At 54.4% G+C, this 5,582-nt stretch carries 2 protein-coding genes; both read right to left on the reverse strand.

All coding sequences use genetic code 11. From position 1 onward, the window contains the following. The coding region (locus tag EI42_RS31515) for a beta-ketoacyl [acyl carrier protein] synthase domain-containing protein (protein WP_146505484.1) at positions 1-884 on the reverse strand (884 nt) is incomplete at its 3' end. Positions 885-905: 21 nt separating this feature from the next. Next, positions 906-5,582 carry an acyltransferase domain-containing protein gene (locus EI42_RS31520; protein ID WP_346268209.1) on the reverse strand — a complete coding sequence of 1,559 codons (4,677 nt, stop codon included), beginning with the start codon at positions 5,580-5,582 and terminating at the stop codon, positions 906-908.

The raw sequence follows: 5,582 nt of genomic DNA on the forward strand, positions 1-5,582 counted from the left end.
AGGGAGGAGCCGCGAATGAGGGCGAGGATAGGGTCATGATCGCGGATAGCGTCGGAGAGGCGCTTGAGGAGGAGGACGCCGCAGCCTTCGCCACGGACGAAGCCGTCAGCTCGTGCATCGAATGGCTTGCATCTGCCATCCGGGGCCAGTACGTGCATTTGAGAAAGACCAACAGTAACGTCTGGCGTGAGCATCACGCTCACTCCACCGGCAAGGGCCAGATCAGATTCGCCCGTGCGCAGGCTCTGGCAGGCCAGATGGAGCGCCACGAGCGAGGAGGAACAGGCGGTATCTATTGCCATACTTGGCCCTCGGAGGTCGAGCAGGTAAGAGATCCGATTAGCGGCTATAGAATGGGCTGTGCCCGCAATACTGAAGTTATCAAGCTCATCCAGAGCAGACATCTGTAAGGTAAAGTAATCACGGTGATAAATGGCGATAAAGACGCCGGTTTTGCTTCCAGCTAGATGTTCTCTTGCTATGCCCGCCGCGTCCAGAGCTTCCCAACTTACCTCAAGCAGGAGCCGCTGCTGTGGATCCATTGAAGCAGCCTCGCGCGGGGTAATGCCGAAAGCAACCGGGTCGAACTCCGCGATATTTTCCTGAAGAAAGCCGCCGAGGAAAGAAGTCATCTTCCCTGGCGTTGCTGGATCGGGATCATACCATGCGTCCTGCTCCCAACGATCCGAAGGCACAGGAATAATGGCATCCTTTCCACTTTGGAGAAGATCCCAGTAGGCCTCTGGTGAATTCGCGCCGCCAGGGAAGCGGCATCCCATCCCAATAATTGCTACAGGCTCTTTCTCCGGGAGGAGAAGTCTGGCCAGTGTCATGCGTTGCTCGGGTGAGAGCTCGGCTACCATTTTTTTCAGGACGTCTAACATAAATAGTTCCCTCTACCTTTGCTACCTATCAGAACGTTTTTCCGGTTCCGCATCTTCGCGGGGAAGCATCTGAGCGAGCTTGAGTATCTCTAACAATTGGCTCTGGTCCTCCTCTCCTTCGTCCTGCGACGTCTCATCTGTTGTGAGCTGAATTTGTAGTCGTTCCGCGATATACTCTGCCAGACGCGAGATAACTGGATAGTTCCAGATGACGGTTGCGGAGATTGAGGTATTGAGCGCATTTTCAAGCTTCTGGCGTAGCTCCAGGGTCATGAGTGAGTCGAAGCCCAGAGTTGTGAGAGGCGTATCTTTCTGGATGTTTGCCGCCGGTATACGCAGAATATGTGCGAACTGCTGCTGTAAAAAGCTTTCCAGGTAGTCCCGACGCTCTCCGGGATGCAGGGCCTGCAACGTGTCTTGTAACGTCTCGGATGGCTGCGTTTCCTGTTCCGAGGAGCGCAGGGCCGCAAAGAGTGGTGCGTTTTTTGCTGTCGGGCTGTAGCGTTCCCAGCTTGCCAGATCGAAAGGAACAGCAACGACCAGCGCTTTCTGATTGGCGATGCAGGCACTGAGCGCCTCTAACCCCTGCTCTGGTGTGATATTGCGTCCACCTTGAAGGTACTCTGTATAGCGCCGGGCTGAGAGGCTCGAACTATCGCCAAACTCAGTCCAGACACCCCAGCTTATGCTGACTCCGGGGAGTCCCAGCGCTTGGCGATACAAAGCCAGTGTATCCAGGAACACATTAGCAGCAGCATAATTCCCCTGCCCTGCTGGTCCGAAAACAGAGACTCCTGACGAGAAGAGAACAAAGAATGCGAGATCTTCTTGCTGGAACGCTTTATGTAGCAGCCATCCGCCAAGTACCTTTGGGCGCATAACCCGCAGGAGCTCATCAAGATGTAGCTCGGTAATCGTTTGCGATGAAAGGATTGCTGCCGCATGGATAATACCCCGAATCGGGGGGCGCTGCTCTTGCCTCCATGCCTTCAGGAAAGAGGAGAGCTGACTTTCCTCAGCGACATCTACGACGGGAAGATATATCTGTGCGCCTTGTGCCTCCATCTCCTGAATTGCGGCAATACGTCTTCCTGACGTGCTTTCGCCTGGGATTTGTGACCACTGCTCAACCGGGGGAAAGGGCGTTCGCCCCAGAAGGATAATGTGGCGTGCTCCCTGCGATACCAACCAGCGAGCAACATGAAGGCCCAGTTTTCCCGCTCCTCCTGTAACCAGATAGCTTGCATCAGGCTCAATATGAGGAGCGCGCGAGGGTTGAAGCGTGAGAGGAGCCAGACGAGCAACATACTGTGTTTCGCCTCTAATAGCTATCTGGTCCTCGTGGATATCTTGCTTCTGACCGTGAAGCTGCTGCAAGAGCAACTGTGCCATGTGTTCGGGTGAGCCAGCCGGGTCAAGATCAATCAACCCACCCCAGAGCGCCGGATATTCTTGAGCAAAGACGCGCCCCAGCCCCCAGAGCGGAGCCTGTGCTACTGCCGGTATTCCCGACCCATCTGTGATAACCTGCGCTCCCCTGGTAACCAGCCAGAGCCGCACAGATGAGTTCCACTCGCGGGTTGCAATTCCCTTACACAGATGGAGGGCACTTCCACTTCCGACTTTTTGGGCAGCTTCCAGCTCCTGTATGTCCTGGATAGGGTCAGGAAGATCCAGGCTCCAGAGATGAACAAGATACAGGCTCGTGTATTCTCTGCTTTCTTGCTGAACACGTTCAAGCAGCCTCTCCAGCTCTGCCTGCTGTGTCGGATCTAATCTGATATGCTGTTCATTGGCCTGAGTCTCTGGAGAGACATACAGAAAGCGAGCATGATGGCGGGCGAGTTGCGCGGCGAGCGCCTGGCCAATCCCCTGCTTATCTGCAAAAATGACCCAGTATGTCTGCTGCAGGTTAGCAGGCGATTCAGTCCGGGAAGCTGCATCAGGTATCCATTGAAGTTCATGCAGCCATGCTATGTTTTTCTCTTTCATCTCAGGTTGAGCAAGGGAAGCATGGCTGATGCTGGCCTCAAGAGGCTTTTGAGCAAGAAGAACATGCTGTCCGAGAACCCGAGTCGGCGTTTCAGGTCGAGGGAAGGACGCGACTGATTGGAAGCCTTGTTCTCGCAAGCATGTTTCCCATTGGCTGGCCGACAAGAGCGGGTGAGTACTGCGTAGGTCATCGCTATGAAACTGCCACCCCTCGATAAGGGCCGTCGAGACATCAAACCAGGGCAGATACTCTGTCACTTCGTAGAGAAGTAGCGTGCCACCAGGAGTCAGAAGCGAGAAGAGATAGGCGAGCGATTGCCGTATATCATGCGTCGCATGTACCGCGTTGGAGGATATGATGATATCAAACGAGCCCGGCTCATACCCCTGTGCGGCTGGCTCTTGCTCAAGATCCAGGATACCATAGTGCAGAAATGGATAATCCTGGAAACGCTGGCGCGCCGTGTTGAGAAAGAACGCGGAAAGGTCTGTGAACCAGTAGCTGGTTTTCTCTGCGGGCAATAATGGCAGAATGGTGCGTGTAGTGCCTCCGCTGCCTGCCCCGATTTCGAGGATGCGCAGGGGTCGAGATGTGGAGCGGGTTAGCGCTTCCACAACAGAGCCGATGATATTGTTGAAATAGCGAGCAACCGCCCATTGATGATAGAGCTGATCTGCCGTAGTAAACGTTCCCTGTGGGAAGAGCGTTTCGAGAGGTGTTTCTTTTCCTGTCAGGATAGCAAGTCGGTAGCGTGCACAGCGGTGAAAGTACTCCCCAAACCAGGCTTCGTCCTGAAAAACCTCGGCGCATTGAGACCAGAGCTGATCCCAATCAACAGGAGGAAGCGAGCGTAGCGCAATAAAAGTTCCGGGCGCTCTGTAATCGAGCAGGCCATCATCCACCAGATAATGTAGCCAGCGTGTAAGCAGCTTCGCGTAGTGAGGGACGAGCTGATATTTCTGGATAAGTGCCTCTACCGTATACTGCTCTCCTGCCTGAGTAAAGATGCCCAGATCGTGCAACGTCTGCAAAGCAAAAGCACTGGCCAGTCGTCTGGTAAATTCCCATCTCGCTGGATAGCTTGTCAGGTTGAGATCAAGTGGAGCCTGTAATTCCTGCCTTCGTGCAAGTTGTACCAGAGATTCCCAGGAACCAGACTGTTCCTGAGATGGCTGGAAGGGGTGGGAAGGCTGCTCCTGAATCCAGTAACGTTGCCGCTGCCAGGGATAGGTGGGAAGCGAAACAAAGCGCTCGGTTGAGGGCAGTAAACCGCGCCAGTTGAGCGAGTAGCCATAACAGTAGAGTTTGGCTGCCAGCTCTAGCAACGCGATCTGCTCATCTTCTCCACGTCGAAGAGAAGGAAGTACCTGACAGCTATATCTGGTGGTCTTCACACCCCGTTCGATTGCAGGAAGCAGAAGCGGATGCGGGCTCAGTTCGATGAAACAGGTGTAGCCATCTCTCAGAAGCTGTTGCAGTGCAGGCCAGAAGAGAACTGGCTGACGTAGGTTGCGTTGCCAGTAGTGGGCGTCAAGCACCTCCTGTTCGCTATAGCTACCGCTTACTGTTGAGTAGAATGGAAGCGTGGGCGATGTGGGTGTAAGATTAGCCAGCGCGTGATAGAGTTCCTGGTGCAGCCCTTCCATTTGTGGGCTATGAGAGGCCACATCAACTTTTACCTGACGGCTGAACAGGTGACGCTCCTCTGCCTTTGCCTGGAGTTGTGCAAGCGTATCGCGTTTGCCCGCAAGTATAACGGAATTGGGACCATTGATTGCAGCCAGGGAAACGTGCGCTTCCTTTCCCTGTATGAAAGAGGCGACCTCTTCAGGGGCAAGCTCAAGCATGAGCATGCTTCCCTGGCCCTGGACGCATTTCATGAGCCTGCTTCGTTCACAGATTATCTGTGTTGCAGCTTCAAGGCTCAAGGCGCCGGCAACAAATGCGGCTGCGACTTCGCCCATACTATGCCCGATAACTGCACCCGGGTGGATGCCCCATGAACGCAGGAGCTGCGCGAGCCCGACCTGTACCGCAAAGATCGCAGGTTGTGTAACGGCTATATCTTCTTCCAGCTTCTCAGTATTGAGTACATCTAAAAGGGACCAGCCACTATGCTGGAGTATCAGGTTATGAATGGTCTCGATGGTCGCTTTAAAAATGGGCTCTGTCGCCAGCAGGGAACGTCCCATACCGGCCCATTGCGAGCCGTGACCGGAAAAGACAAAAACAGGCTGCGACGTATTCGCTATATCAACTGCCTCCGGGCTTTGCTGAATCGCATGAGGAGTTTCGCCGCGCAAATACGCATCCAGTACGGTGACACTTTCTTCTGTCCCTCTCGCAAGGAGCGTCAGACGGTGTTCAAAGTGCGGGCGTCTTGTCGCTGCATTAAAGCAGATCGTTTGAAAAGAGGCTGTCGTCTGCGCAAGATAACGACGATACGCAAAGGTCAGATCCTTGAGCGCTTCAGGTGTACGAGCCGAGATGGGCAGAATACACGGTACTGTAGAGGGCGGGGCGGGCGCTTCATTCTCCTGTTTATAATCGCTCAGGATGAGGTGAGCATTGGTCCCCGACCATCCAAAGGAGCTGACGCCAGCGAAGCGGGGTGTGTCGCCACGTTTCCAGGGGGTTGCTTCTTGTGCGATCTGCAAGCGGGTGCCTTGCAGATGGATATGCTCGTTACACCGCTCAAAATGCAG

This window comes from Thermosporothrix hazakensis (genome assembly GCF_003253565.1).
GTDB lineage: Bacteria > Chloroflexota > Ktedonobacteria > Ktedonobacterales > Ktedonobacteraceae > Thermosporothrix > Thermosporothrix hazakensis.